This window comes from Leptonema illini DSM 21528, from assembly GCF_000243335.1.
GTDB classification, from domain to species: domain Bacteria; phylum Spirochaetota; class Leptospiria; order Leptospirales; family Leptonemataceae; genus Leptonema; species Leptonema illini.
In genome coordinates, this window is the sequence record NZ_JH597773.1 from 3,556,996 (window position 1) to 3,577,745 (window position 20,750).

The window sequence follows — 20,750 nt, forward strand, 5'->3', positions numbered from 1 at the left end:
GAACATTAGTTGACTATTTTTTTCGCATTGATAAAACTATCCTGTAGATCGATTGCCTTTTGTCGGAGGATGGGGCACGATGAGCTGAACCCATTGTCGAGGGAAAAAGCTTCAGGAGATAGCGATGTCGGATCACAGAAAGAAAAGTCCTCTTGTCCTGGCCGTCGATCTGGGCACCTCGGGCTGTAAAACGGCCCTTGTGGCGCTTGGCGGAAAGGGCGACAACGGCGAAATAGAATCGGCCAGCGTCATCGGCTTTGAATTCGCCCCGGTCGAGCTTGTTCTTCCGCCCGGCGGCGGCTGTGAGCAGCGTCCCGAGGACTGGTGGCAGGCCTTTTTGATCACGGCAGAGCGTCTTTTGAAGAAGCAGAGCCATTATCGCGAACAGATCGTCGCCATCTGCTGCTCGACGCAGGGTGAAGGCACCGTCTGCGTCGACGAAAAGGGAGAGGTCCTTGGCAACGCCATCCTCTGGCTCGACATGCGAGGCGCTCCCTATGTTGAAAAGCTGGCCGGCGGCTGGCCTTCCGTCTCGGGTTACGGGGCGGCGAAGCTCTGGCGCTGGATCCGACTGACCGGCGGAGCACCGGCACTGTCGGGCAAAGACCCGGCGGCGCATATGCTTCTTATCAAGCATGAGCATCCCGATCTCTATCGTCGCACTCATAAATTCCTGAACGTCATCGACTATATGAATCTGCGGTTAACGGGTCGGGCCGCCGCCACGTCCGACTCCATTCTCACCTCATGGGTGACGGATAACCGTGACCCCGCGAACATCCGCTACGACGACGGCCTTGTGAAGATGAGCGGCATCGAAAAAGCCAAGCTGCCCGACATCGTTAAATGCACGGATGTCGTGGGTATGCTTCGCGCCGACGTAGCGCAGCAGCTCAAGTTGCCGCAGCTTCCCGTCGTCGCCGGTTCGATCGATAACACCGCCTCGGCGCTCGGTTCGGGATGTGTGGATTTCGGCGATGCACATCTTTACATTGGAACATCTTCCTGGATCGCCGCCCATGTGCCGAAGAAAAAGACCGACGTCTTTTCGTCTGTGGCCGCCGTTCCCTGCGCCCTTGACGATCGCTATCTGATGACGGCGCTGCAATCGTCGGCCGGTTCTAACCTGAGCTATCTGAAAGATCGCATCCTCTATCATGAAGACGAGCTGCTGCGCGAAGAGCATGTGCCCGACGTCTATAAGATTCTCGATCGTATCGCCGAGCGCACCGAGGCAGGCAGCGGCGGTCTCATCTATATGCCCTGGCTGTACGGCGAACGCGTGCCCGTCGAAGATCGCACGCTGCGCGCCGGACTTTTCAATCTATCGCTCGAACATAATCGATCGCATATTATTCGCGCCTTTTTCGAAGGCGTCGCATTGAACACGCGGTGGATGCTAACCCCCGTCGAGAAATTTCTCGGCAAGAAGCTCGACCGCATCACCATCGTCGGCGGAGGAGCGACGTCGAACGTATGGTGCAGCATCTTCGCCGATACACTCGGCATTTCCGTGCGTCAGCTCGATCAGCCCGTGCAGGCGAATGCGCTCGGTTCGGCCTTTATGGCCGGACTTGCACTCAATCTTATCAAGCGCAGCGACATCTCCGAACGCACGCGCATCCGCGCCACATATCAGCCCGATCCCGACCGGCGTACCGTCATGAATCGTTCGTTTGAAACGTTTCTCGAACTGCACCGGCGGCTCGCCCCCGTCTATCATCGCATACGAGGTTTAAAGAAATGAAAACAGCTACAACTAAGATCGCCTACGCGAAAGAGCGACAGTCCATCGTCGATCTCTGCATCGAACTCTCTCACATCGGATTCCTTGCCGGCGTCGGCGGTAACGTCGCCCTGCGCCTGTCGGATTCTGAATTCGCCGTCACGCCGTCAGCGGCCGATTATTACACGATGAAGGCCGAAGACATCTGTCTGCTCAATATTCGCACGCTTGAACGTCTCGATTCGGATAACTCCTTCACACCCTCAGTCGAAAGCGGGCTTCATGCAGCATTGCTTCTGCGTCGCCCCGATCTGAAGGCATCGGTGCACACGCATCAGCCGCTGGCCAGCGCCGCCGCTCTGCTGCACCGACCGATTCCGCTGAAAGGCGAGGATCGGGCGCTGCTCGGTAAAGAGGTCGCCCTTGTGAACTACGGTCCATCGGGCTCGTCTCTTCTCGTCTCGGCGCTGAAAAAAGCGCTTCGCGACGACGTGAACTCCTATCTGCTTCGTAATCATGGCCTTGTCTGCGCCGCTCCTACGCTTGCGCTCGGCCTGGACGGAGTGCGCCGCATCGAGAAGGCGTCGGCCGACTTCATGCTCGAACTGATCCACGCAAATAAAACGACGGCGCTCTCACCGGCTCTGCTCTCGCATATTGAGGGCCTTCTAAAAGACGCGCTGCACGCATAACTACTATCGAAAAAGGAAAGAATGATGAAGACATTGGAAACACCGAAGAGACCGAAAACAGAAACCTCACAGCAGGAGTATGCCATCTCGGAGTGGCATGATACCGACGCAATCCACGATAAACTGAAGGCGCTATTAAAGCAGCCGCCACGCGCCATCCGCCGTGATAAAATGGAGCAGGTTCTCGCCTATTTCGAGAAGAAATGCCGCAAATCAAAGGCCATTGCCGACGAGGCGCAGCGCTTTATTCCCGGCGGCGTACAGCATAACCTTGCCTTCAACCATCCGTTTCCTATCGCCATCGACGAGGCGAACGGATCCTTCCTGAAAGACGTCGATGGCAACCGCTACATTGACTTCCTCCAGGCCGGAGGTCCCACCCTTCTCGGTTCGAACTACGCTCCGGTGCGCAAGAAGATCATCGAGCTGCTTGAAACCTGCGGCCCCGTCACCGGCCTTCTTCATGAATACGAGCATAAGCTCGCCGAAGAGATCAACCGTCACATGCCCGGCATCGAGATGTTTCGTATGCTCGGCTCGGGCACGGAAGGCGTCATGGCAGCCATCCGACTGGCAAGGGGTTATACAGGTAAAAAGAAGATCATCAAAGTCGGCGGCGCCTATCATGGATGGTCCGATCAGATGGTGTATGGCATGCGCATTCCAGGAACGGGCCGACGTGAGGCGACGGGAATTCCGGGCGGCTCAACCGCTCATACGCAGGAATGCTTTCCGAACGATATCGGCGCCCTGCGTCGCATGATGATGCTGAACCGTCTGCGCGGCGGGACGGCGGCCGTCATCGTCGAGCCGCTCGGTCCGGAAAGCGGCACACGCCCCATCTACAAAAACTACAACGCCGAACTGCGCAAACTCTGCGACGAATTCGGCGCCCTGCTGATCTTCGACGAAGTCGTAACAGGCTTTCGTCTGGGCATGGGCGGCGCTCAGGGTTATTTTGGCGTTAACCCCGACATCACGGTTTTTGGAAAATGCCTGACCGGAGGGTATCCGATGGCCGGCGGCATCGGCGGACGTCGCGACGTTATGATGCTTCTTGCCGGCGGTATCAGCGCCATGGGCAAGCGCGTCTTTGTCGGCGGCACGCTTTCGGCCAATCCGCTTTCCTGCGCGGCGGGCTATTACACGATTAAAGAGATGGCTCGTACAAACGCCGCCGTTAAGGCGGGCCAGGCCGGGGATCGTCTGAGAAAAGGGCTGGAAGATATCGTCGACCGCCTGGGCCTCCCCTATGTCGTGTATAACCAGGGATCGATCGTGCATCTGCAAACGTCGGCCGTGCTGCTCATGAGCATGCGCAATCCGATCAAGGTGCTGAAAGAAGCGAAAGACCGCAAGCATCTCATGGAAGAGATGGGAGCGGCCTATATGTCTCAGGGCATCATCACGCTGGCCGGAAGCCGCATCTATACGAGCATGGCGACGACCGATCGCATCGTCGACGACGCCCTCGATCGCTTTGAAACCGTCTTCAAGATGGTCTGAGGAAACGTATGAAAAAGCACAATCCACACGAAGCGGACTGGATGCATGCAGCGGAGCGGCTGCTTGAGAAGTCCATAGTCAAAGCCGGATCAGACGAGGCGATGTCGCTTCGCCTGCCCGGCGAGGCGAAGATGCTCGGCGGCACGTTTAACAAAAAGCTGTCGATCGTCGACCTGAACGGCGCAGAACGAACCGAAGATGCGGGGGCCTTCCCGGCCTCTCATCTGCATGCGGCCATCTATCGCGCACGGCCCGACGTCGGCGCCATCTTATTCAGCCGTCAGGACTGGGGCTCGTCGCTGAATCAGGGCACCGAACCGATGCCGGGCATCTTCGACGAGCAGGTACGACAGCTCGGTCGCTCCGTCGCACAGTTAAAAGGCGTGCCGCAGCAGATATCGACCTTTCGCGGCAACCTCGGCTCGGCGACGCTCTCGCAACTCAAGGCCGGCGAGCAGATCTTTCTCGTTTCGGGCGGCCTCTTGATCCTCGGGCATACGGTAGAACGGGTCGTCTTTAACGCCGAACTGGTCGAGAAATGCGCGAAGGCCTATCTGATCGCCCGTGCAACAGGGTTATCCGTGAAGAAGGTTCCGCTGTACGTGCGCATCATCGCCAACATGCGTCTGCACAAAGACCAGAAGCGATCGGCGGCCTCGTATGCGGCCGGCGAGATACCGGCAGGTTTCAAGGCTTATTGATTCTGGATCAGAAATCGTTTTACAGATAACCAGGAAGAAACGTTCAATATACCGTTACACTCGCATCAAGGAAGAGTTCATGCAACATAGAAAATGGATCGTACTCGGCGCCTTCATGGGCGTCGCCGCCGTCAGTCAGATGCTCTGGCTGAACTTCGCTCCCGTACAGACGCTGATCATGGAACGCTACGGCGTCTCGGAATTCATGGCCGGCTTTCTCACCTTCTGCTTCCCGCTTCTTTACGTCTTCTTCTCCATGCCGGCCGGAGCCATGACGGACCGTCGCGGCTATCGCTTCACTATCGGCTGGAGCTCCGTACTCATGGCCGTCGGCGCCGTCATCCGCATCTATGAGGCGTCGTTTTATGCCCTGTTAATCGGACAGCTTGCCATCGCCGTCGCACAGCCCTACGTGATGAACGGCATCACGAAGTTAGCCGCCGACTGGTTTCCCGAAGACGAACAGGCCGCCGCCACCGGGCTCGGCACGGCCGGTATGTTCATCGGTATGGCCGCCGGCATGGCGACGTCGGCTCCTCTAACAGAGGCTTACGGCCTCGGCGGGGCGATGCTGATCTTCGCCGTAATCAGTATCGTAGCCGCCGCCTTCTTTCTGCTTTTCGCGAAAGAGAACGGACAGGAGATGACGCTGGAGCAGAGAGCGAAGACGTCCCGGATTGCCGGGCTGACCGCAATGGAGGAATTCAAGCATCTGATCAAGGATCGATCGCTGACGCTGATCTTTATTCTCTCGTTTCTGGCGCTGGGCTTCTTCAACGGACTGGCCACCTGGCTTGAAGGCATCCTTGGCGAAAACGGCGTTGAGCCTACAGACGCCGGACTTGTCGGCGGCGCCATGATCATCGGCGGTATCGTCGGTTCGATCATCATCCCCGCTATCTCTGATAAGATACAACGTCGCAAGCCGTTCCTGATCTTCTGCGGCCTCGCCGGCGCTGCGCTTGCGTATCCGCTCTGCACGTCGTCTAACCTGACGCTGCTCTATTCGCTCGGGGCGCTTCTGGGCGTCCTCTTTCTTCCCGGATACGCCCTGCTGCTTGCCATGTCCGAGGAGATGGCCGGTAAGGAACGGGCAGGCGGCGCGGCGGGTCTGCTCATGCTTGCCGGGAACGGCGGCGGTGTCGTCGTCTCTCTCCTGATGGAGGCTCTGCATAACGATAGCTGGTCGACGCCCATTCTGCTTCTCATGGCGGTGATGGCCCTGATCGTCGTGCTCGCTTTTTTTGCTCCGGAAAGCGCTGCAGCCCACAGGTCGGAACTCCGAACTTGAAATGTGGTACCACAGATGACGGGCAGGCCGGCACGACAGCCGGCCGCTCTTCAGCAAACAGCTCTGCTCACAGCTCTGCTGCTATTCCCGCTCTCCATCCCAGGATCTCTGATCGGAGAGCCAGCCTATCCGCCTGTTTCGTCGACGTTTGATCTGATGATCGTAAACCGTCGCTTCGTATCTCATATTGCGTTCGAGAATACGGATGGTCGGAACTATCTGACGCTGATCGTCACGCATGCTCCGGCGTATCATGCCTTTCATGCGACGTCGCATCCACTGCACTACGACTGCGCCACGCCCCGCCACTGTTACGAAGAGGCAAAGAAGCTGAACCGGCATCTGCAATCCGGTTGGAATATCGGACTGGCGCTGAACGGCTCGACTATCGAAGAGATCGTCTACCTTGAAGGTTCGTTGGAAGAAAGGCCTGAACCCTGAGCTGAGCCATGACCGGAACCCGGACCGAAATGCAGCGAGCAATTCAAGAACGCGCTGGATTTTCTGGCGAAACCGTATAAACTTGCGCAAGATGCGACCCGCGCTCCTATGGCTAACCGGGCTTCTGTGGCTTCCGGCGCTTTCCGCAGAACCGCACATTCTGCGGACCATCTATGCCGTAAACGTGCGACGGTTTTTCCGTCTGGCCATCGTGATGACGGTCGTGCATGCCATTCACGTCGCCGCCTTCGCTCTGAAAGACGTTACCGGCGCCGACGCAAGGGTGCTTCTGTGGCGGGATGGCATCATCTACTCGCATGCTCTGCTCGCTCTCGTCACGCTCATCTTTGCGCTGCTCTGTCGTCCGGGCCGTCGGCAATCCGACGCGGAGGCATCGGCCTATTCTACGTTCGCCGTCGCCCTTTATCTAACGTTCGGAGCCGTCGTCGCCGCCATCGACCAGCTTGTAACGCCGGCAGTCACGCCGTTTCTTGTCGCCTCTCTCGGCATCGGCGCGACGGTTCTTCTGCCGCCTTTGCGCAGCTTCCCGCTTTTCGTCGGAGCCATCGCACTCGTCGCTATCGCGGCGGGTTATACACAGGAATCGCCCGAGAAGCTGCTGTCGCTGCGCGTCAATGCGCTTTCGATGGGGCTGATCGGCGCCGGGCTGAACTGGGCTCTTTTCTCGGGCAAGGTGCGCGAGCTGCGGCATCTGCATACGATCGAACAGCAGAGAGAGGATCTCGCTTTAAAAAACCGAGCCCTTGTGCGCATGAACGAGGCGCGCGATCGCTTTCTGGCCATTATCGCTCACGATCTGCGCGGACCGGTCGGCAGCCAGGCCGACGCCATCGACGTACTTGCAAACGAATACGGCGATATGAACGACGAGGAGCGGCGCAGCATGCTTCAGTCGCTGCAACGTTCCTCGAGAAGAAGCTACGAACTTCTGGAAGAGCTTCTGAAATGGGCCCGTTCGCAGACCGGTCGCATCCCTTTCCGGCCCGAGACCTTTTCGTTAACCGAGTTGATTCGCGAAACGATCGATCTTGTATCAGACAGAGCAAGGAAGAAAGATATTCAGGTCTCTCTCGAAGTCGCCGGCGATCCCGAGGTCTTCGCCGATCGATCCATGATTCATTCCGTTCTCGGGAATCTGATCGGCAACGCCATCAAATTCACGCCGCATCATGGATGCGTGACCGTCATCGTCGAAAGCGCCGATGATTTTCATACCGTAAGCGTCGTCGATTCCGGCATCGGAGTTCCGCGCGAACAACAGGATCGTCTCTTTCAGGAAGGCGAACCCGTACGCACGACGGGCACCGACGGCGAACGCGGCACGGGCCTGGGACTTGTGCTGAGCAAGCAGTTCGTCGAGCGCAACGGCGGCCATATCGGCGTTGAAAGTATGCCCTTCTCGGGCAGCCGCTTTTATTTTACGGTGCAATCTGCGCGGCAGAGAGCTCAGGGCGTTTCAAGCGAGTGAACGAGCGCCTCTCCGCTTCGATCGATTTTCACGACGATACGACTGTTGCCCTGACGCACGATGCGATCGAGCTCTTCGGCCTTGCCTTCGTTGATATAATAACGTTCCAGACCGGCGGTGAAGCGACCCCGTTCGCAGCGGCCTTTTAAGACGGCCACACAATCGCTATCGGGCTTCTCTTCACAGGTGTATTCGTAATTTGCGGGCGGCACTTCGCTCACATCGGTTAAACAGAGACAGACCGGATCGCCGGCCGACGCTCCGTAGCGAGCCGGCATGTCGTTTTCGGCGCAGACGGCGTCCGTCCCGTAATCCACTCTATAGATGAGATAATGGCCGGCGATGATATCGCGCGGATCATAGCCGTCGATAGGGAATCGTACTTCGACGCCCTGCGCATAAATGCGGGCCTTCTGAAAGGCGACGAAGCCGAGAACGATAACGGGTATTAGAACGGATATTGCAAGCAGGATCCGTCCGGGGCGCGCTGTCAGATCCATCGGCTGATTCCTCTCATTAGCGGTTCTCGTATCTTGATGTATAACCATACGGCGCCGAGGATCATAAATCCCGACACGATCAGGCCGAAGCCCGTCGCCGCCAGATCCCCCAGCACCTGAAAATAAACGACCAGGAAGCGTATGCCTATGCCGACGAGGCAGAGCTCGAAAAGGCGGCGATGCTCGGTCGCCAGGGCGAAGAATGCAAAGAAGAGCCAGACTGCGATAAAAAGAACGGCCGCCAGGAAGTCGGAATCAAGCAGCAAAAACTGCGGTGAAAGAAAAAGCGTGTAGAGGGCGACGGCGACGCTGAAAAAGACCGACTGCTTTTTTGTAAGACCCGGTGCGACGAAGGACAGGCCGATCGTCAGTAGCGACGACACAAGAAGAGCCGTATAAAGAAACGACTCTGAGCTCGATTCGGGTAACGATTTCTCGCCGACGAAGAAAGAGGCGGCGATCGTTCCGGCCGCATACAGAGCGCCCGCCCAGGGGATGGCCGCAGTTCGGTGCACGTCGAAGTGGCCGTGAAAGCGAGAGAGCAGAGCGATCGTAGCGAAAAGAGCGGGCGTAACGGCGAAGAGAATCAGGAAATCGTCGTCCGTGTGGATCAGATAATCCATCGTCATGGCAAGAAGGCCGGCAAACCACAGATGCAAGGGAAGGCGTCCGCCAAGAACCAGCACAAGCGGAAGCGTGACGCTCGTCCACAAAAGCAGCGCCTCATAGAGCTCTCCGCCTGTGTGAAAGATCTGACTGATGAGACCGATGCTGCCGAGGATCAATCCGAAGAAGATGACGACGGCGATCTGCGAAAGCGCCTGGCGCCCCGTCATCGCCGTAAAGAGGATGATGGCCCCGACGATCGCAAGCAGCGAGAAATCGGCGCCTAACTTTATTGCGTCGGATATCTCATCCCAGTTGAAGGCGATCAGCGACACGATGCCGATAGCGATGGCAAGGGCGCCGAGGCCGAGAAAGCCATACAGCGCATACGACGGGCGGCTGCCCTGTTCGTAATCCAGAATCTTCTGCGCCTGATCCTCTGTGATCAGGCCGGCCTTCTGCCATCGACTCAGTCGCTCTGCCAGTTTCATGCTCAGGCTTTATCGCGCAGGCGCTGCATCTGTCAAGAGGAAGGATTTCTTTGAGGCGGAAGCACCGTGCACGTCCCTTTGCTCACCGTCGTGCCGGCCTGATTCGTCCAGAGGATCTTCATCTCGACGGCTTTGAGACGCTCCACCTTTCCCGTAACCTGCACCTCGCACGTAATCGTGTCGCCCGGATACACGGGCGCCCTGTACTTCTGCGTCACCTCAAGGGCGACCGTGCCCAGTCCGGGCAGCTTCATGCCAAGAACGGGCGCAAGCAGAGATCCGGCAAGGCCGCCGTGGGCGATGCGCCTGCCAAACGGCGTCGTCTTCGCATACTCTTCGTCGATATGCACCGGATTGAAATCCCCGCTGATTCCGGCATAGAGATAGACGTCCGTTTCGCTGATCGTCTTTGTGAAGCTGGCTCGATCGCCGACTGAGATCTCTTCGTAGGTGCGCCCCAGGTTGTACATGCATGCAGCTTGAATAAATTGACTCAAATGTCAATCTGGAAATGCGGGAGGTGGGATCAGGCGCTCACTACATCTTTATAATTTCTAATCTTAGCGAGTTCTTTTCCAAGCTTTTCTCGCTGCTCACGGATTTCAAATTCGTCCTGAATACCCATCCAGAAATCTACGGAATTCCCGAAAAATTTCGAGAATCGCAGCGCCGTATCAGCAGAGATACCCCGCTTCCCATTAATAATATCGCTGACCCTTGTAGCGGGAATCCTTGTTTCCTTGGCCAATCTGTATGGAGTGATTTCCATCGGTTTTAGAAATTCTTCACTGAGAATTTCGCCGGGATGAACATTTGGAATCTTGTTCTTCATAATGAACCCTCAATGATAGTCTTCAATGGAGACGTCGAAGGCGTTGCCTTCGCTGAATTTGAAACAGATTCTCCATTGATCGTTTATTCTGATACTGTATTGACCCCTTCGATTTCCCTTGAGTCGCGATTTCCGCGTGTAGAACGACGCAAGACCGCTAAACGGATTCCAATGAGCCCGGCAGAGAGGGCAGGTCAATCCGCTTTGTTCTTCGGACCGAAGCGATCGATGAAGTAACGATTCTTGAAAAGAGGCAATACGGCGTGCACAAAAACGAGAACGTATCCCGTAAATCTCATTTCAATTCCTCATGCTTTGAATAGAATCTAAGAAGTTGCCGGTATGCTCCCTCAAGGCCGCCGCTCGAACGGAGAGCTTCGGACAGGCGGACCGCATCTGGCTGATATGAGGTGAGCTTTTCCATCGTATCTAACAACCACGAAGACGAATACCGCCCTGCTCATTCTGCCGAAGTCCGGTACCTGCGTTGGCAAGTCTTTGAAGCAAGAGTTTTACCTCATTTTAAGAACGACCTTGCCTTTCACGCGGCCGCTCTCGACGTACGCCAGAGCTTCGTCGAGCATCTCAAACGGGAAGACTTTATCGACAACCGGTCGAATTTTGCCCGATTCAATCAGTGAGGTTATCCTGTCTAATTGAGCTCCCTGTGCCCGCATGAAAAGAAATGAGTAACTTACCCCCCGTCTTTTTGCTTTTCGTCTGATGCCAAGACTCAGCACCTTGAAGACAGATTTCAACAGCCATGACGCTCCGATTTCATTGGCAAAGTCCGCATCAGGAGGACCGGAGATTGAGACCAGTTTGCCGCCGCGTTTCAAAACGCTCAGAGATTTTTCAAGCGTCGCTGCGTCCTGACTGTTCAGAACAACATCGAAGTCTTTCAGTTTCTCTTCAAAGTCTTCTTGCCTGTAATCAATGACTATGTCGGCGCCAAGGCTTTGCACCATCTCAAAATTTGCTGCACCGGCCGTGGTGGCCACCGTGGCCCCCAGATATTTTGCCAGCTGAACAGCAAATGCACCCACGCCTCCCGAGCCGGCCTGAATAAAGACTTTCTGACCTTCTGTAAGGCCTGCCTTCTCAATGAGTGCCTGCCAGGCGGTCAGGCCAACCAGGGGAATCGAGGCTGCTTCTTCCATTGTCAGGTTCTTCGGCATGATGGCCGCGTCGTCTTCATGGATTGCGATCAACTCCGCGAAGGCGCCGATTCTATGATCTGCAGGTCGTGAGTAGACTCTGTCGCCCACCTGGAACTTATGCACGCGCGAACCGATTCTGATGACTTCGCCGGCTACGTCATGCCCCAGAACCAGCGGCAGTTTATACGGAAGAATCAGTTTGAAATCTCCATTCTTTATCTTAGAATCCAGTGGATTTAAAGCCGCCGAATGAACTCGAACCAGTATGTCGTTATCGCTTAATAACGGTTCCGGTAGTTCGACAAGTTGAAGATGTTCCTTCTTACCATACTTCTTGATAATATAGGCTTTCATATTCTGCACCTATTTTGCGTTGCGCATCCTTTTCAGAATCACGCCTTCAAAGACTTTATATGCAAAGTGTTGCATGAAAAGAATGAAGGAAGCCCCCTTCCCGACGGGGAAATGGAACCCGGGGTCTTTCCGGTCTATGATCTTCATTACTGCTCTGACGACCGGCTCCGGCGTAGGGGCAGTATCGAACTCTTCTTTTGTGAAGGCATTCGCTTGCTTTCGGATCGCGTCATAGTCCTCAATTCTTACCGTTGATGCTACGGCGCTGCCTCCGATATTTGTCTTGAAGCCCATCGGTTCAACCATGCTGACTTTTATATTGAAATCCGAAAGCTCAAAACGCAGCGCTTTAAAATAGCCTTCAAGCGAATGCTTTGAGGCCGAATAGTAAGCAACGGCGGGAAGGCCGATTAATCCGAGAAAGGACCCTACGGTGATGATTTTTCCATACCTTTGCCTTCTGAAATACGGCAATAGTTGGTTGGTAACGCCGACTGTGCCCCAGAAATTCGTTTCGAACTGTTCTCTGCCCAGATCCAATGGAGTCTCTTCAGCAAGTCCTGTTACCAGGTAACCTGCGTTGTTTATGAGAACGTCCAATCGATCAATCTCATTGAACAGCCGTGTACCGAACGATTTGATAGATCCAGGTGAAGAAAGATCTAACTCTATGATTTTAAACGGTAATCTGGCCATGTGCTTTTCCGGATCGCGGCTTGTGCCGATTACCATATATCCGTCCTGGTGAAGTCTGTCGGCGATAAGACGGCCGATGCCCGAGGAAGCCCCCGTTATCAGAATTGTCTGTTTCATTATTTGCATCCTTGAAGTTCTATTATATTATGATCATAATATAATAGACCCGATACGAACCGGCGAGAAAATATCTGCTTTAATACTTGATTTGCGGCTGTCGGCTGAGTATCTTCGCCGCATGCGCTACGCTGAAGGGCACAAAGACCAGACTCGAAAGAAGATCCTTGAGGTGGCAGGCAAAAAATTCCGCAAGGACGGAGTTGGAGCGGTCGGTCTGGCGACGCTGATGGCAGATGCCGGTCTGACAAACGGCGCTTTTTACGCGCATTTTAAGTCCAAGGAAGATCTGCTTAAGAACGTAGTTTGCAGTATCTTCGATGAAAGCGAGACATCGCTTCAGGAGATTGCAAGAGTCAACGGTCTGGAATCTGCGTTGCGAGCCTATCTCTCCCCTCAGCACCGCGACAATCCGAGTCAGGGTTGCCCGACGGCTGCCCTGGTATCAGAAATAGCGCGTCATCCCAGGGCAACTCGGACCATTTATACGAAAAAGATAGAAGAGGTTCTGGAACAGCTCGCCTCGCTGCTTGCAGAGAAAGACCCGGCTACACGTAAACAAACGGCCATCGCCCTTTACAGCCTGCTCGTCGGAGCAGTGCAGCTGGCGCGGGCCGTTACAGACAAAGAGCTTTCGGATGAGATCATGGACAGCGCGCTGGCCGGTGCGCTCTCCCTCATTGGGTGAGTCGAGATGGTGTCGAGAAGGGCAGGGACTTCAGCGACGGAACCTGCAATTGTTTTCTTGCGTCATTGCTTCAGTAATATTCAAAATGCATCAAACTGATTACAATCGTCTACCATTTCGGGCGCTCGGCCCTCCTTGCCTTATTAGATGATGCCCGGCGCGTCCGCTATCTCCTTACCTGCAGCATCATACATTCTAACAGGAATACCACTCCTCATTCTCTCATATTCGCTTCTGTACAGAATCCACACCATAGAATCTCTAAATTCATTTTCAAAGGTTACGTCCGTTCGTTTTCTTATCGTTTCCAACGTAAAACCGAGCTTCTTCGGAACCTTTATGCTGGCCGTGTTCGCCGGGTTCACATGGATTTCAATTCTATCTATCCCTTCAACCTCGAATCCTGCTTTAACCAGAGCGCTTGAGACTTCTGTTGCATATCCGTTCCCGATAAAGTCTTTTGCAATCCAGTATCCAATTTCAAAAGCGCATTTACCAATTCTTGTATGAAGTCCTGTTGATCCTATCAGGAGCTTCTCTTCTCTATCAAAGATTCCATAGAAGAAGTCTTTTGATAAATCAAAATTCGCTCGAAAACCCCTCAGCAATTCTATCTTCTCTTCGATCTCTGTTGGTTCGTTCAATGACCATGGCATCCATGGCCTTAGATGATCAATACTCTTATCAATAGCTTCCTTTAACAAGGGTGCATCCTCTGGATGATAACACCTGAGAACCAATCTTTCTGTTTCTATTCTGTACGCTGGATATTTCATAGAGTGTCTTTTTATGTGGGATCGATTTCGGATAAGGTCCTGGAATATTCACAACGGAAAAAGAATGGCCGAGGGAGGTCTCTTGCGGCTCGTGTGGCGAGGCCAAATCTCACTGTAGCCCACAGCTATCAGCGACTAAAAAAGCTATGCCGTTCCGGAAATAGAATGAATCTTCTGTAATACCTCTTTAAGTTCATCCTTCTTGTTTCTGACCTCAATGTCGGACTGAATATTTATCCAGAATTTTTCAGATGTCCCGAAATATTTTGAAAGCTTGAGCGCCATTTCAATCGACAACTTCCGTCTATCGTTCAGAATATCAAGAACCGTACTTGTTGAAACATTGAGATCTTTCGCCATCCTGTATGCCGTGATGGAAAGAGGCTCAAGAAACTCTGTCCGTAGAATTTCACCAATAGTCGGAGTAGGGATTTTCTTATTCACAATGAACCCTCAATGATAGTCCTCAATGGAGACATCCGTTGCGTCGCCATTCTTAAACCTGAAACAGATTCTCCATTGATCATTAATACTGATGGAAAACTCATCTTTTCTTTTGCCTTCGAGACGTTTGAAACGGTTTCCGGGCGGCGAATCCAGATCAGCTTCTTTTTCGGCGGCATTGCGAATAATGCTCGGGACTGCCGGAGGTTGATATTACTTCGTTGCATCCCTCTCAAGGTTTAGAGGCGCTATGATATCTTCATTGATCTGGATTTTCTTATCAAGGAAGCCGAACAATGGCTTTTCAGGAGCTGCGGTGACTGGAACGAGCCTCGCTACAGGTTTTCCATGCTTGGTAATGATAACTTCTTCATGGAATTCATTCACGTGATCCATAAGGCTCAGGCATTTAGCTTTGAATTCTGCGGCAGAGATTATCATACTGGCCTCCAGTAGTCTTAATAGCATGGTCATATAGTATCAATAAAAGCTTTATACACAGGAAGCTCCAGTACTCAGACGTGTGGATCAAACATGTCTGATGACCGAAGTATCGCGACCGAATAAACTGCCCAAATACTCTTCGATGTCAATTCTAATCGGCATCAAATACGTATTCAGCCCGTTCTTCTTACAGTAGCCAATTACATCTTTTGCAAAAGATGTATTCCAATCCATCGTTAGCTTGAAGTCTTTCGGAAAATAGGCTCGATTTCTTGATTCCCAGTAGCTTTGAGACTTCTCCGTTATTACGGGGCTGACTCCAATATAGACTTCCGTTCCGTGAAGTTTTTCTGTAAAAATATCTATAAGTCGTAAATCAAAGAATGGCTGCGTTAAAAAACCATCGGCTCCGGCGTCCTTTTTCATTTCGATATAATCAAATTCGTCTCTGATCCCTGCACGATACTGATCAACGGCAGCATAGACTTTTAATGAGGGGATTTCTTTCTTCAGCTTTTTTATCAGCTTTATGGATGTCGTAGGGAAGACCTTTTTTGACATATCAGCGGGTGGATCGCCTTTGATTACAACCACAGATGATATCTGGTTTTCACGAAGAAAAGTGATGATAGGATCGCAATTGTTAATATCAAAATCAATGGCACGAATGTGAGGGATAACATTGGAGAAAACAGATTTAACCGCCACCGCTGCTTCCCAGCTTCGAGTCTCAAACCTCAACAGATCAGGGATATTTATTCCAGAAATCTGGCTGTAACTATTCTTAACGTAGCTTACTTCATTGAGAAGTGTGTTTACCTCTCTTGGAATAACTTCGAGCAGTATTTTATTCATGGAGCATCCTTTTTATGTAATGAATTCTTTTTGAGATGGGGCCTTCGCATATCGTTCTGGAACCCCCGAAGCAATGGACTACCGACTCGATCGGAGCGGGGGATTATTGAGTTTTGGGAAGATACTGGCAATAATATGAAGCCATATAATTGTCAACTATTTAGCCCCATATGCTGTTAAAAGCTCCTTTATCCTGGGATGCGTTTTGTTGGTTACATACTTCCACAATGACTTTGCAAATTCAATATTATCAATATTAGCGCCGGCTTCTAACAAGGCTGATACTGCAAATAAAGAGTTGGATTTAATAGCATTCTCCAAAGGTGTTCCGGATATATCTTTAAAATTGAGATCAGCGCCTCGTTCAATTGCCATTCTTAACAAGTCATTGTCTTTTGCCCAGATGGCTCGGTTGGTGAATGCAACATGATGAGTAAATACGTTGACATCAGCGCCACTTGACACTAAAGTTTTGGCCATTTCATATTCTCCAAGAGCCATTGCCCATATTAGCGGAGCCGGAAGTCCAGTCGGATGGTTGGGAAGGTAGATGTTTAGGTTTGCTTCTAATGCGATTATTGTCTCCAGCATTACCATATTCTTATTGGTAATTGAACAGAGGATGCATGAGAGTCCTCGAAAATTCATTTGGTTGATATCAGCGCCCGCCTTATGCAGAATTTTGATAATTTCGATTCGATTGTTCATGGTAGCGGCGAGTATCGGGGTTATTCCATACTCATCTTGTTCGTTGACATCAGCCCCATGCCTTATCAGCAAGGAAACAATCTCACTGAAACCGTTAGCTGCAGCATAACTGAGAGGTGATCGGCCAATCACATCTTTTTGATGAATATTGCCACCTCGGGAAATGAAAAGTTCGACGAGCTCATAGTATCCTTTTTCTGGCAAAACAGCAGCGATTAGCGGCGAAACGCCAGCAGAATCTTGAAAATTGACATCTGCCCCCTCTGTAATCAAAGATCTACATTTATTCAGGTTTCCCTTCTTTGCATACCGTAGCAGAGCCCGATTCTTAAGGAATAGCATTGTTATCGATCTCCAGGTTATTACTTCAGTCTACGACGGAAATAAACCAAAACTTTTGCATTATGACCTGGATTACCGGAAGTTGGCCGGCCGAACAAGAATGCCAGTGCCGACCCGAGCGGACAATCTCGGGGTTATACGAAGCTTCAATATCCTTAATCCAACCCGATAGCATTTCCATAGACCCACCCACAATCATAAAATAAATTGCCCGCCATCTGCTCTCCGGGAAAACAAACATGATACCAGAAGTGCTGTAATCCATGTACGCTATCCTTTTCGTAGGATTGATAATCTATGAAGCCCACGACGCTCTTTTGATTCTTCAGCAGCTTTCTTTTAAAGACTATCTTTGATTTTGCGGATGGATCTTCGCGAAATAATGCCGTACCGATCAGAGTTATTTCTGTCTCTGAATGCGCATCGCCGTCAAGAACAACAATGGGAGTAGAGCCCCAGTATCGAATAGAGCCGACAGCCGGTTCGGAATCGTCGGCTCCAAAACGAATTTGAGCGAGGTTGCAGACCAAAAAGACCGTAAAGAGTCTGTGCCGAGAATCCTCGGCTATGCGGCATTCAAGCGTGCCGTGTTTCTTGAATGGCTCCCAGAGCCTGAGATCCGGACTTGCTGTTAAAAGAACCACATCCGAATGTATTTCGAAGGCACCTGAACCAAGCTGGCCAAAGGGACCTTGAGCAAGGAAGGTGCCATCCTGGTTAAAAGTAATTGATTCGGCGTCGCCAACCCATGCTCGCCCCAGCAGGTACTCTTCGTTCAGGACCGGCCGGGCCTGAAGGCGACTTGAGAGTGCAAGAAGGAGTATGAGGGACCATTTGATTTTCATGGATATCGAATGCCGCATTGCCGGACGAGACTGAGGGCTGACTGCCGGAGGCCGCAGCGGCAAAATTCCGTTTATGCGAAGTTTCGTCATAAACTTCTAATAATGAGCCCGGACTTGAGTGAGCGGTGATCCCACCACCTTACCAAGTCTCTGTAACTCTTCCTCATTTAGATTTCTCGCAATATTTGAGTCATGAATGGCAATTTCAAAAGAGGCAAATCCCGCAGGCCATTCCAATATGAGGCGAATGAAAGCAATTTCATTATTACAGCATGGCATGGTAATGTGGTGGGTTGGCAGGTCAGATTCGTCTATTACGTCTACAGCTGTGTACCACCAGTCTGAAATCTGATTATGTCCCGAATTTAGTTAGAGTTTGAAAAGGCGGAACCCTGGCCCAAAGTGGGCCGAACACCACATTCCCTTACGGAGGGTTCCAGATGAAGAAGAACGAACGGGCAGAAACCAGTCAAACACAAAGCCTTACGGCCGAAGGTTTTCGGGATTATATTCGAACCAGCCTCGATGCTCGAGTGCGCGAATTTGCACTCGGTTACGTAGGAGCTTTGATTCTCGAAGAAATCGAAACGTTATGCGGCAAGACAGGGGAGCATAAGAGAGGCCGTGGTCTTGCCCATCGAGGCGGCAGCCAGCGTGGTTCCATTGTGCTCGATGGTGAAAGGGTGGCCATCCAGAGGCCCAGAGCTCGAAGCAATGGCAAGGAAGTGAAGCTGGAGCGATATGAGATCCTTCAGGATCGCTCTGATCTTCGCGAGCATGTTGAGCGCCTGATGCTGGCAGGCATCAGCACCCGGAACTATGAAAAGACGCTGAGAAAGACAGAAGCCTCTCTCGGCCTTTCGCGGAGTGCGGTTTCGCGGGAGTTTGTGAAGTCCAGCCGTGAGTCGCTCAATCATTTGAATTCACGCAGGTTTCCTGATCAGACATTCTGGTGTATTGTTCTTGATGGCATCGTATTCGGCGGCTCTGTCGTAATCGTTGCTCTCGGGGTCGATACGGCCGGAAACAAGCATTTTCTGGGCATTTCTGAGGGGTCTACAGAGAATGCTGATAGCGCACTCAGTGTCCTTCAATCAATCGAGAGCCGTGATATCCGCTTCACAGATCGTGTGCTTGTCGTCATGGATGGATCAAAGGCTCTTGAAAAAGCGGCCAGAGAGTTCTTCGGAAAGAAGGCAGAGATCCAACTCTGCTACCTTCATAAACAGAGAAATGTTCTTGCCAAGCTCCCACGAAAGTATCATACAGAATTCTGCAAGAGATACAAGCAGGCATTCAGTGCAAACAGTTACGAAGATGTCGCAAGCGAGATGCGGTCCGTTCTATCATGGCTCGAATCCATCAGCTACAGTGCCTCCCAGAGCCTTCAGGAGGGCTTAGAGACGCTGTTAACGCTGCATCGCATCAATATGCCGCCGAAGTTGAGAACATCCTTCTACACAACCAATCTGATCGATTCGGCATTTTCGAATCCCAGGTCTCAGCTTAACCGGGTTAAACGGTCAAGGCCGCAGACAGACCAGGTGCTCCGATGGGTCGGTAGTCTCCTGCTATCACAGGAGGAACAATTCCGTAAGGTGCGGTCATACACTCACATCCATGAGTTCTTAAACACCTTCCTGGATAAAAAGATTGACGAGCGGATCTCGGCATAGGATGCATTCAGTGGGTCCCGCCTCAAAGTCTAACTATCACTGGGACATAGTCCTGAAATCTTCTCATCATGTAACTCCAGCTTCGAACGACACTCAGGGCAGATCACTCTTTCGAAATTTTCCCCCTGATCGATGAATCGCATTTTATTGTAGAAATCGATCTCGATTTCGCCGGCGTCGGGCAGCATGTTTTCCACCAGCTCGCGAAGTCGGCTTTCAACATCTCTTGTCGGGATGTAGTGGGGACCTATAGGAATAACTCGAAGCATATCAAGTGACATTACTTTCCTCCGAATGACTTTCGAATAACGACCTGACTTCCCGACGGCCCACCTTCCGGCTGTGGTCGGAACCCGGGCGGCCCGTGCCGCATAGCCGGCATCCGTTGGCATAGACGAAGCGCCACCCAACTAAACAAAGTATCCCTGTGTAGCAACACGCTTGATAAAGCCACTAAAAGAACTGCCTAAAACAATAATATCATTGTAGTCGAACATAAAAGGTATCAGGACATAATCTATCCGATTTTCGTCTCTCAAGTCGAACGCTAAGGCTTCACCTCCACCGTTGGATCCAAAAAGAAATATTCCTGGAGCATTTTCGTCAACATGATATTCGGCATTTGTTTGCATTAAGTCCTCGCCCCGGTAAAGGATCATATACTCTGCACCAACGAAGCCTTCACCACCGTTTGAGATCTTAAGAAATTCTATATAGTCAGGGGGCAGCGTTTTAGGAAGCTTGAGTCTATCAAGACGCTCAGAGTCGACACCTTCATTCCTGCGAAAGTCCCTTAAGTATTCTATATAATCCATGGTTGCCTATTATTACCAACTATTTGCGTAACCGATATTGGTCGCCCGCTGGCGGACCGTTTGTTTGCCGCCCGCGCCGTTGTCCCGAAGCGAGAGGGACCTGAGCGGAGCGGGTAATCTTTGAGTTACCCGTATATGTGAATGAAATCCATCGTTAACTAAATTAATCATGTTACAATTGAAAGATCGTTGTTCCTGTACTCTTGCTTCCAGTCACATTTTAAAATTTGTATCAACAAACATCTGAACAAACTGCATCGGTGTAAGTTCTAAGTTCTTTTCTCTGGCAATCTTTTGATTGTTTTGCCTCATCGCATTTATTATATCCTTAATATTGTCTGGAAGTTGAAGCTCTTGAATAATGACCTCTTCCCATGTTCCATTCTTAGAAAATGTTTGTTGCAATTTGGGAGTCATTTCAACCAACAAAGCCTCCTGAGATGGATCTAATTCATTTATGCTTTTCAGCACAAATGAATCTACTATCTTTAGTAACGGCTTTCCGGCATATCGATCCACAATTTCTTCTTTTTTCCCAAAGTCGAATAGTCCCAT

The 20,750-nt window shown here is 51.8% G+C and carries 25 protein-coding genes and 1 pseudogene; 9 read left to right on the plus strand and 17 right to left on the minus strand.

Going from position 1 to position 20,750, the window contains the following annotated elements; all coding sequences use genetic code 11:
* The first annotated feature begins 124 nt into the window (after nt 1-124).
* From LEPIL_RS16355 to LEPIL_RS22465, 7 genes are all read left to right on the plus strand, one after another.
* Nucleotides 125-1,747, plus strand: coding sequence for a xylulokinase (locus LEPIL_RS16355; RefSeq protein WP_002774120.1), 1,623 nt, complete (start codon nt 125-127; stop codon nt 1,745-1,747).
* On the plus strand, nt 1,744-2,418 hold the full coding sequence (locus LEPIL_RS16360) for a class II aldolase/adducin family protein (RefSeq protein WP_002774123.1): 675 nt from the start codon (nt 1,744-1,746) through the stop codon (nt 2,416-2,418). The genes LEPIL_RS16355 and LEPIL_RS16360 overlap by 4 nt, the downstream gene beginning before the upstream one ends.
* A 24-nt stretch (nt 2,419-2,442) precedes the next feature.
* Nucleotides 2,443-3,924 (plus strand): aspartate aminotransferase family protein, encoded by a 1,482-nt coding sequence (locus LEPIL_RS16365; protein ID WP_002774125.1) that lies wholly within the window; start codon nt 2,443-2,445, stop codon nt 3,922-3,924.
* 8 nt (nt 3,925-3,932) lie between these two features.
* Complete coding sequence (locus LEPIL_RS16370; protein ID WP_002774132.1) at nt 3,933-4,625, plus strand: class II aldolase/adducin family protein; 693 nt, start codon at nt 3,933-3,935, stop codon at nt 4,623-4,625.
* A gap of 79 nt (nt 4,626-4,704) precedes the next feature.
* Nucleotides 4,705-5,916, plus strand: a complete 1,212-nt coding sequence (locus tag LEPIL_RS16375; protein WP_002774133.1) for an MFS transporter — start codon at nt 4,705-4,707, stop codon at nt 5,914-5,916.
* A gap of 3 nt (nt 5,917-5,919) precedes the next feature.
* Entirely contained in the window at nt 5,920-6,357 is a 438-nt protein-coding gene (locus LEPIL_RS16380; protein WP_143464849.1) for a hypothetical protein, read from the plus strand.
* A 91-nt stretch (nt 6,358-6,448) separates the two neighbouring features.
* The gene (locus LEPIL_RS22465; protein ID WP_143464848.1) at nt 6,449-7,846 is read left to right on the plus strand and encodes a sensor histidine kinase; all 1,398 of its coding nucleotides are present in this window, start codon (nt 6,449-6,451) and stop codon (nt 7,844-7,846) included.
* On the opposite strand, the gene LEPIL_RS16390 is transcribed toward LEPIL_RS22465, so the two are convergent.
* From LEPIL_RS16390 to LEPIL_RS16415, 7 genes and pseudogenes are all read right to left on the minus strand, one after another.
* A complete protein-coding gene (locus LEPIL_RS16390; RefSeq protein WP_002774136.1) occupies nt 7,825-8,346 on the minus strand; it encodes a GDYXXLXY domain-containing protein in 522 nt (173 codons plus the stop codon). The two genes, LEPIL_RS22465 and LEPIL_RS16390, sit on opposite strands and share 22 nt — an antisense overlap.
* A complete protein-coding gene (locus LEPIL_RS16395; protein WP_002774137.1) occupies nt 8,337-9,443 on the minus strand; it encodes a DUF2157 domain-containing protein in 1,107 nt (368 codons plus the stop codon). The genes LEPIL_RS16390 and LEPIL_RS16395 overlap by 10 nt, the downstream gene beginning before the upstream one ends.
* Before the next feature lie 32 nt (nt 9,444-9,475).
* The gene (locus tag LEPIL_RS16400; RefSeq protein ID WP_002774138.1) at nt 9,476-9,913 is read right to left on the minus strand and encodes a MaoC family dehydratase; all 438 of its coding nucleotides are present in this window, start codon (nt 9,911-9,913) and stop codon (nt 9,476-9,478) included.
* A 56-nt stretch (nt 9,914-9,969) separates the two neighbouring features.
* Complete coding sequence (locus LEPIL_RS16405) at nt 9,970-10,275, minus strand: HigA family addiction module antitoxin (protein ID WP_002774141.1); 306 nt, start codon at nt 10,273-10,275, stop codon at nt 9,970-9,972.
* Nucleotides 10,276-10,284: 9 nt separating this feature from the next.
* Nucleotides 10,285-10,410, minus strand: a pseudogene (locus tag LEPIL_RS23955) (type II toxin-antitoxin system RelE/ParE family toxin); the annotation flags it as partial.
* A 377-nt stretch (nt 10,411-10,787) separates the two neighbouring features.
* The gene (locus LEPIL_RS16410) at nt 10,788-11,789 is read right to left on the minus strand and encodes an NADP-dependent oxidoreductase (RefSeq protein ID WP_002774154.1); all 1,002 of its coding nucleotides are present in this window, start codon (nt 11,787-11,789) and stop codon (nt 10,788-10,790) included.
* 9 nt (nt 11,790-11,798) lie between these two features.
* Entirely contained in the window at nt 11,799-12,602 is an 804-nt protein-coding gene (locus tag LEPIL_RS16415; protein ID WP_002774156.1) for an SDR family oxidoreductase, read from the minus strand.
* A 121-nt stretch (nt 12,603-12,723) separates the two neighbouring features.
* Here LEPIL_RS16415 and LEPIL_RS16420 point away from each other — a divergent pair, with 121 nt between their 5' ends.
* Nucleotides 12,724-13,290 carry a TetR/AcrR family transcriptional regulator gene (locus LEPIL_RS16420; RefSeq protein ID WP_002774158.1) on the plus strand — a complete coding sequence of 189 codons (567 nt, stop codon included), beginning with the start codon at nt 12,724-12,726 and terminating at the stop codon, nt 13,288-13,290.
* A gap of 143 nt (nt 13,291-13,433) precedes the next feature.
* Here LEPIL_RS16420 and LEPIL_RS16425 read toward each other — a convergent pair whose 3' ends face one another.
* The 7 genes from LEPIL_RS16425 to LEPIL_RS16450 all read right to left on the minus strand — a co-directional run bounded on the left by LEPIL_RS16425 (nt 13,434) and on the right by LEPIL_RS16450 (nt 17,794).
* Nucleotides 13,434-14,066 (minus strand): GNAT family N-acetyltransferase, encoded by a 633-nt coding sequence (locus tag LEPIL_RS16425; RefSeq protein ID WP_002774159.1) that lies wholly within the window; start codon nt 14,064-14,066, stop codon nt 13,434-13,436.
* 144 nt (nt 14,067-14,210) lie between these two features.
* Complete coding sequence (locus LEPIL_RS16430; protein ID WP_002774160.1) at nt 14,211-14,510, minus strand: HigA family addiction module antitoxin; 300 nt, start codon at nt 14,508-14,510, stop codon at nt 14,211-14,213.
* Complete coding sequence (locus LEPIL_RS23225) at nt 14,507-14,737, minus strand: hypothetical protein (RefSeq protein WP_425435268.1); 231 nt, start codon at nt 14,735-14,737, stop codon at nt 14,507-14,509. The genes LEPIL_RS16430 and LEPIL_RS23225 overlap by 4 nt, the downstream gene beginning before the upstream one ends.
* A complete protein-coding gene (locus LEPIL_RS23230) occupies nt 14,724-14,951 on the minus strand; it encodes a type II toxin-antitoxin system Phd/YefM family antitoxin (RefSeq protein ID WP_002774163.1) in 228 nt (75 codons plus the stop codon). Before LEPIL_RS23230 ends, LEPIL_RS23225 begins: the two co-directional genes overlap by 14 nt.
* Before the next feature lie 87 nt (nt 14,952-15,038).
* Nucleotides 15,039-15,809 (minus strand): methylenetetrahydrofolate reductase, encoded by a 771-nt coding sequence (locus tag LEPIL_RS16440; RefSeq protein ID WP_002774164.1) that lies wholly within the window; start codon nt 15,807-15,809, stop codon nt 15,039-15,041.
* 156 nt (nt 15,810-15,965) lie between these two features.
* Nucleotides 15,966-16,790 carry an ankyrin repeat domain-containing protein gene (locus tag LEPIL_RS16445; protein ID WP_157135099.1) on the minus strand — a complete coding sequence of 275 codons (825 nt, stop codon included), beginning with the start codon at nt 16,788-16,790 and terminating at the stop codon, nt 15,966-15,968.
* Between the two features lie 224 nt (nt 16,791-17,014).
* Nucleotides 17,015-17,794, minus strand: a complete 780-nt coding sequence (locus LEPIL_RS16450; protein WP_143464847.1) for a hypothetical protein — start codon at nt 17,792-17,794, stop codon at nt 17,015-17,017.
* Nucleotides 17,795-18,144: 350 nt separating this feature from the next.
* On the opposite strand from LEPIL_RS16450, the gene LEPIL_RS16455 reads away from it, so the two are divergent.
* Nucleotides 18,145-19,380 (plus strand): IS256-like element ISLil1 family transposase, encoded by a 1,236-nt coding sequence (locus LEPIL_RS16455; RefSeq protein WP_002774170.1) that lies wholly within the window; start codon nt 18,145-18,147, stop codon nt 19,378-19,380.
* A 29-nt stretch (nt 19,381-19,409) separates the two neighbouring features.
* Here the strand turns inward: LEPIL_RS16455 and LEPIL_RS16460 are convergent, their stop codons facing one another.
* The 3 genes from LEPIL_RS16460 to LEPIL_RS22470 all read right to left on the minus strand — a co-directional run bounded on the left by LEPIL_RS16460 (nt 19,410) and on the right by LEPIL_RS22470 (nt 20,750).
* The gene (locus LEPIL_RS16460) at nt 19,410-19,661 is read right to left on the minus strand and encodes a hypothetical protein (protein ID WP_040919018.1); all 252 of its coding nucleotides are present in this window, start codon (nt 19,659-19,661) and stop codon (nt 19,410-19,412) included.
* 129 nt (nt 19,662-19,790) lie between these two features.
* Nucleotides 19,791-20,195 carry an SMI1/KNR4 family protein gene (locus LEPIL_RS16465; protein WP_002774172.1) on the minus strand — a complete coding sequence of 135 codons (405 nt, stop codon included), beginning with the start codon at nt 20,193-20,195 and terminating at the stop codon, nt 19,791-19,793.
* 213 nt (nt 20,196-20,408) lie between these two features.
* Complete coding sequence (locus LEPIL_RS22470) at nt 20,409-20,750, minus strand: hypothetical protein (RefSeq protein WP_002774173.1); 342 nt, start codon at nt 20,748-20,750, stop codon at nt 20,409-20,411.

What these genes read in the sequence shown, in the direction of transcription:
- LEPIL_RS16355 (WP_002774120.1), top strand. Translation starts at nt 125, where the DNA reads ATGTCGGATCACAGAAAGAAAAGTCCTCTTGTCCTGGCCGTCGATCTG.
- LEPIL_RS16360 (WP_002774123.1), top strand. Translation starts at nt 1,744, where the DNA reads ATGAAAACAGCTACAACTAAGATCGCCTACGCGAAAGAGCGACAGTCC.
- LEPIL_RS16365 (WP_002774125.1), top strand. Translation starts at nt 2,443, where the DNA reads ATGAAGACATTGGAAACACCGAAGAGACCGAAAACAGAAACCTCACAG.
- LEPIL_RS16370 (WP_002774132.1), top strand. Translation starts at nt 3,933, where the DNA reads ATGAAAAAGCACAATCCACACGAAGCGGACTGGATGCATGCAGCGGAG.
- LEPIL_RS16375 (WP_002774133.1), top strand. Translation starts at nt 4,705, where the DNA reads ATGCAACATAGAAAATGGATCGTACTCGGCGCCTTCATGGGCGTCGCC.
- LEPIL_RS22465 (WP_143464848.1), top strand. Translation starts at nt 6,449, where the DNA reads ATGCGACCCGCGCTCCTATGGCTAACCGGGCTTCTGTGGCTTCCGGCG.
- LEPIL_RS16390 (WP_002774136.1), bottom strand. Translation starts at nt 8,346, where the DNA reads ATGGATCTGACAGCGCGCCCCGGACGGATCCTGCTTGCAATATCCGTT.
- LEPIL_RS16395 (WP_002774137.1), bottom strand. Translation starts at nt 9,443, where the DNA reads ATGAAACTGGCAGAGCGACTGAGTCGATGGCAGAAGGCCGGCCTGATC.
- LEPIL_RS16400 (WP_002774138.1), bottom strand. Translation starts at nt 9,913, where the DNA reads ATGTACAACCTGGGGCGCACCTACGAAGAGATCTCAGTCGGCGATCGA.
- LEPIL_RS16405 (WP_002774141.1), bottom strand. Translation starts at nt 10,275, where the DNA reads ATGAAGAACAAGATTCCAAATGTTCATCCCGGCGAAATTCTCAGTGAA.
- LEPIL_RS16410 (WP_002774154.1), bottom strand. Translation starts at nt 11,789, where the DNA reads ATGAAAGCCTATATTATCAAGAAGTATGGTAAGAAGGAACATCTTCAA.
- LEPIL_RS16415 (WP_002774156.1), bottom strand. Translation starts at nt 12,602, where the DNA reads ATGAAACAGACAATTCTGATAACGGGGGCTTCCTCGGGCATCGGCCGT.
- LEPIL_RS16420 (WP_002774158.1), top strand. Translation starts at nt 12,724, where the DNA reads ATGCGCTACGCTGAAGGGCACAAAGACCAGACTCGAAAGAAGATCCTT.
- LEPIL_RS16425 (WP_002774159.1), bottom strand. Translation starts at nt 14,066, where the DNA reads ATGAAATATCCAGCGTACAGAATAGAAACAGAAAGATTGGTTCTCAGG.
- LEPIL_RS23225 (WP_425435268.1), bottom strand. Translation starts at nt 14,737, where the DNA reads ATGCAACGAAGTAATATCAACCTCCGGCAGTCCCGAGCATTATTCGCA.
- LEPIL_RS23230 (WP_002774163.1), bottom strand. Translation starts at nt 14,951, where the DNA reads ATGATAATCTCTGCCGCAGAATTCAAAGCTAAATGCCTGAGCCTTATG.
- LEPIL_RS16440 (WP_002774164.1), bottom strand. Translation starts at nt 15,809, where the DNA reads ATGAATAAAATACTGCTCGAAGTTATTCCAAGAGAGGTAAACACACTT.
- LEPIL_RS16450 (WP_143464847.1), bottom strand. Translation starts at nt 17,794, where the DNA reads ATGACGAAACTTCGCATAAACGGAATTTTGCCGCTGCGGCCTCCGGCA.
- LEPIL_RS16455 (WP_002774170.1), top strand. Translation starts at nt 18,145, where the DNA reads ATGAAGAAGAACGAACGGGCAGAAACCAGTCAAACACAAAGCCTTACG.
- LEPIL_RS16460 (WP_040919018.1), bottom strand. Translation starts at nt 19,661, where the DNA reads ATGTCACTTGATATGCTTCGAGTTATTCCTATAGGTCCCCACTACATC.
- LEPIL_RS16465 (WP_002774172.1), bottom strand. Translation starts at nt 20,195, where the DNA reads ATGGATTATATAGAATACTTAAGGGACTTTCGCAGGAATGAAGGTGTC.
- LEPIL_RS22470 (WP_002774173.1), bottom strand. Translation starts at nt 20,750, where the DNA reads ATGGGACTATTCGACTTTGGGAAAAAAGAAGAAATTGTGGATCGATAT.